This is a genomic window from Micromonospora sp. NPDC050200, assembly GCF_040656135.1.
Classification (GTDB): Bacteria; Actinomycetota; Actinomycetes; order Mycobacteriales; family Micromonosporaceae; genus Micromonospora.
This window is the reverse complement of the sequence record NZ_JBFALG010000097.1, coordinates 10,393-14,265: the sequence shown is the minus strand read 5'-3', so window position 1 is coordinate 14,265 and position 3,873 is coordinate 10,393. Positions and strand designations below refer to the sequence as shown.

Here is a 3,873-nt window from a genome sequence, read left to right as displayed (position 1 = left end):
GGCCGCGTGGGGCGGCAGCGGTTTTGTCGATCGACATGCACGCTCGACTGCCCGCGACGATCAAGTCGTCGCGGGCAGTCGCCGCTTGGCGGTGTTCTACGGTGCGGGTGGGTGCGGGTCGCCGCCGTCGGCCACCGGCGTGGTGGGGCCAAGCTGCAGGGCGGCGAGGAGGCCCGCGACGGGTATGCGGTACTGGTGGCCGGCCTGGATGACCGGGACGGGGAAGGCGCCCGTGCGGGCGAGGCGGTAGGCGGTGTTGCGGGACAGTCCGAGGATTTGTCCGGCGGTGACGACGTCGGTGGTCACGCCCAGCGCGCGCACGTCGGCCTCGGTCCACCGACGCGTGGTCGCGGGTTCGGCCGGTGCGGTACTCAGGGATGGTGTGCGGGTGCGTCGCCGGTCGCTCATGGCCCGGTGTCCTTCATCGTGGGCTGAACAACCGTGCTCACCGGTGGGGTCGTGGGTTGGTTGGCCTGACGCGTCGGCCGGGTTGGCGCGGGGCTGGTCATGCTTGGTTGCCAGCGGTGCGGGCACAGCAGCAGCCGTAGGGCTGCGGCTGCTTGTTGGGGGACGACACCGTTGCCGAGTACGCGGAGTGCGGCGGTGCGGGGCAGGTCGAGTTCGGTGACCCAGCCTTGTTCGAGGCCCATGAGCCATTGCACGAACGGGGGTGCGAGGACGGGTTTGCTATGGCGGCCGGTCTGGGTCGGTTCGGGGGCGGGCTGGGCGAGCAGTAGCTCCCATCGGGCGATCGCGGCGGCGTAGGGCCCCCAGCGGGCGTCGTCGCGCTGTCCGAGCCCGGTGGGCAGGCCGGAGATGGTGGTGCGCAGGTCCGGGCCGCCGTCGCCGTGGGTGCCAGGGCCGCGCCCGTCGGACGCGCGTGGTGTGGGCAGCGACCGGGTGGGGACCTGCACCGCCGCGGACGGCAGGGTCAGGTCACCGTGGGAGCCGCGCTGTCTGGGACAGCCCTTGGCGCCGTCGGTTGCCCTGGGGGTGGGCAGGAGGACCTGCGAGAGGGGCGGCCGGAATCCATGTCCGGCGCGCCGTCCAGTAGTGCCGGTGTCGCTGGCCCTCGGAGTGGGCAGCAGCCGGTCGGTGTCGGCGAGGACGTGCGTGACGTTGTCGGCGTTGACGGTGCCGGGTCGGGCAGCCGCGTTGGCCGGGGAGCGGCGGACCAGCATTTCGGTGGGCAGAAGACCGTGGCGGGTGCCGCCGGGCTCGATGAGGTCGGGCAGCCCGTGTTGGTGGCCGGGGCCCTTGCCGTCACGGGCGCAGGGCGTCGGCAACGTCCGCACCCTCGGTGAGTTGTTCGGTGGGGGCGGCGAGCAGAAACAGCCTGTCGCGTCGGTGGGCGGCGCCGATGTCGGATGCGCGTAGGCATAGCCAGCTCGTGTCGTACCCGAGCGTGGCCAGGTCGGCTTCGACGACGTCGAGTCCCCTGCGGCGCAGGGCGGCGACGTTTTCCACGAAGACGAGCGGCGGTCGAAGTACGCGAACGGCGTCGGCGATGTGTGTCCAGAGGCTGGAATGCTGGCCGGTGATGCCGGCGCGTTTACCCGCGTTGGAGATGTCCTGACAGGGGAATCCGGCGGTGAGGACGTCGACGGGTTCGACGCCGGTCCAGTCGGTGGTGCGGATGTCGCCGAGGTTGGGCACGTGCGGCCAGTGATGTTCGAGGACGGTGCGGGCGTGCCGGTCGGTTTCGGCGTACCAGGCGAGCCGGCCGCCGAGCACCAGCTCGACGGCCACGTCGAGGCCGCCGTACCCGGTGCACAAGGATCCGATTCGTGGCCCGGTCGGACAGGCATTCAACCCCCCTCCCCCGGATCCCCGGCATTCGGCTGGCCGGGCGAGCCCTGGTGTCCGGATTGGCCCTGGGAACACGTCGGTGCGCCGGAACTCACGGACTTTGCCGGCCGCCGAAAGATGAGCACGTCTTCGTGGGTGATCAGGTGCAGAGGGGTGCCGGCGGTGCGGGCCTTGCGGACGGCCTGGAGTTGGAAGAAAGACGGACGGGCAACGAGGTGCCCGTCGCGGACCGCGGCCAGAAGGGCGACGCACCGCTCGGTAGGCACGAGACCGGCGCGGACGCCGGCGGCGATGACCGCGCTGGGAAGGTCGACCAGCTGGCCGTTCTTGCGCCACGGTCGGGCCGTGACCACCACGGTGCCGCCGGGGCGCAGCAGGGTCGCGCAGCCGGTGAGGATCTGTTCGAAGCCGTCGGTGAGGCCGGTGAGGTCGCGGTAGGCGAGGTTGCCGCGGTCGGTGCCGTCGTTGTAGGCGTTGTCGAACTTCGCCACCCCGTCGGCTCCGGGACGGACCAGGCCGTGCACGGTCGGCCCGTACGGCGGCGAGGTCACCACCAAGGCCACCTGACCGGCCAGGACGGCGGGCAGCAGCGACCGCAGGCGGGTGGCGTCACCACGAACGACGGAGGCCCGGCCGGTGGCGCCGTGGTGCTGGGCGTGGGTGATGTTGGCATCCGCGATGTTCGACCAGCGCGGCTCGTACTCGACGCCGATGGCGTCGCGGCCGGCGTGGATCGCCTCGACGAGGGTGGTGCCGATCCCGCACATCGGATCGAGGACCAGGTCGCCCGGGCTGGTGTAGGCGTGCACGGCGTGCGCCGCGATCGCCGGGAGCATCCGGGCGGGGTGCTTGACCGACTCGGGCACGTACCGGCCGCGGCGCTGCACCGGCCCGGTCTGCTGCGCGGTCGCCCACACCGACAGGCCCTCCGGCTCGTCCGAGGCCCGGCGGCGTCCGCCGGTGTCGCCGTGGCGGCCGGCGTAGTCGCGGTGCCGGCCGCGGTAGGTGTCCTCGGCTGGGCTGGCCGGCTGGTTCGGATCGGTGGGGAAGGGGGTGCGCTCAGCCACGACGGTCACCGCCCCGCCGACGACGCTGCCCCTGCTGTGCCGAGGACGGTGATGTGGCCGGGCTGAACACGAGCAGGTCGGCGTGCACGCGCAGGTGCGCCACAGCCCACGGGTGGCTGGCCTGCTGAGCGAGGGTGAGCAGCTCCTCGTCGGTAACGTGGTAAACGAACGCGTCGCCGTCGGTATCGGCGGCGACGGCGACGATGTGCTGCAGGTAGCCCAAGCCGACCGCGGCGGCGGCGGTGGCCACCGGGGTGAAATCCTCCGGCCCGATGCTTCCGGCGGGGGCGGTGACGACGAGGACGAGGCAGCCGCCGGAGCGCAGCAGCCGCGCGCACGCGGTCAGCAGCCACGCCAGCCGGATCCGGTTGGTGGTGTCGGCGGGGTCGAGGGGCCAGCAGGCCACGACCAGGCCGGTCGCCTCCGCCAGCGACGCGCGACCGGGAAAGGTGGTGGCCTCATCGGCGGGCAGGTCGGGGTCGGTGAGGTCGTCCCCGAACCACGCGCGCATGTCCGGCAGGTCGCCGCTGTCGTCGGACAGGGCGGTCGGGGCGGGGCGGGGTGGCGGGGTGGCCGGTCCGATGATCAGGCCGGACGCGTCGGTGAACCAGCCCGGGTGATGCCGGCGTGCCCCGGCGGCGCAGACGGCGGTCAGGGCGTGGTCGCCGGTGAGGTCGACGACCGCCTCGCCGGGGCGGCTGTAGGCGGCCACGAGCCGGTAGGCAAGTCGGGCGCCGATGCTGCGGCCGGTGTCGGCCTCGGTGCGGGCGGTGCGCCACACGGTGACCGGTACCGGCGGGTCGCCGGCGACCAGGTCGATCAGGGTCGGGTCGACGTCGTGCGGGTCGACGGGCTGGGCAGGATCGGGGTGGTGCTGCGGCGTGTGCTCGCTCATGTGGTGTCGGCTCCGCGCCGCGCCGTGATGCGCTGACACCCTCAAACCGGCGTTTGTCAGCTCTTGCGGACACCCCCCGGTCTGACAGAGGTCTGACAGCGC

The 3,873-nt window shown here is 73.0% G+C and carries 5 protein-coding genes; all 5 read right to left on the bottom strand.

The features are described 5' to 3' along the window. Window positions 1–96: 96 nt before the first annotated feature. Genes AB0I41_RS32885 through AB0I41_RS32865 form a run of 5 tightly spaced genes read right to left on the bottom strand, consistent with a single transcriptional unit; the run spans window position 97 to window position 3,771 of the window. Window positions 97–408 (bottom strand): helix-turn-helix domain-containing protein, encoded by a 312-nt coding sequence (locus AB0I41_RS32885; RefSeq protein ID WP_357114835.1) that lies wholly within the window; start codon window positions 406–408, stop codon window positions 97–99. Next, window positions 405–1,295, bottom strand: coding sequence for a hypothetical protein (locus AB0I41_RS32880; protein ID WP_357114833.1), 891 nt, complete (start codon window positions 1,293–1,295; stop codon window positions 405–407). The genes AB0I41_RS32885 and AB0I41_RS32880 overlap by 4 nt, the downstream gene beginning before the upstream one ends. Beyond that, window positions 1,264–1,776, bottom strand: coding sequence for a DNA cytosine methyltransferase (locus tag AB0I41_RS32875; RefSeq protein ID WP_357114830.1), 513 nt, complete (start codon window positions 1,774–1,776; stop codon window positions 1,264–1,266). The genes AB0I41_RS32880 and AB0I41_RS32875 overlap by 32 nt, the downstream gene beginning before the upstream one ends. A gap of 32 nt (window positions 1,777–1,808) precedes the next feature. After that, entirely contained in the window at window positions 1,809–2,876 is a 1,068-nt protein-coding gene (locus AB0I41_RS32870; protein ID WP_357114828.1) for a DNA methyltransferase, read from the bottom strand. Beyond that, window positions 2,869–3,771: a hypothetical protein gene (locus tag AB0I41_RS32865; protein WP_357114826.1), complete on the bottom strand. Its 903-nt coding sequence runs from the start codon at window positions 3,769–3,771 to the stop codon at window positions 2,869–2,871. Before AB0I41_RS32865 ends, AB0I41_RS32870 begins: the two co-directional genes overlap by 8 nt. Window positions 3,772–3,873: the final 102 nt, after the last annotated feature.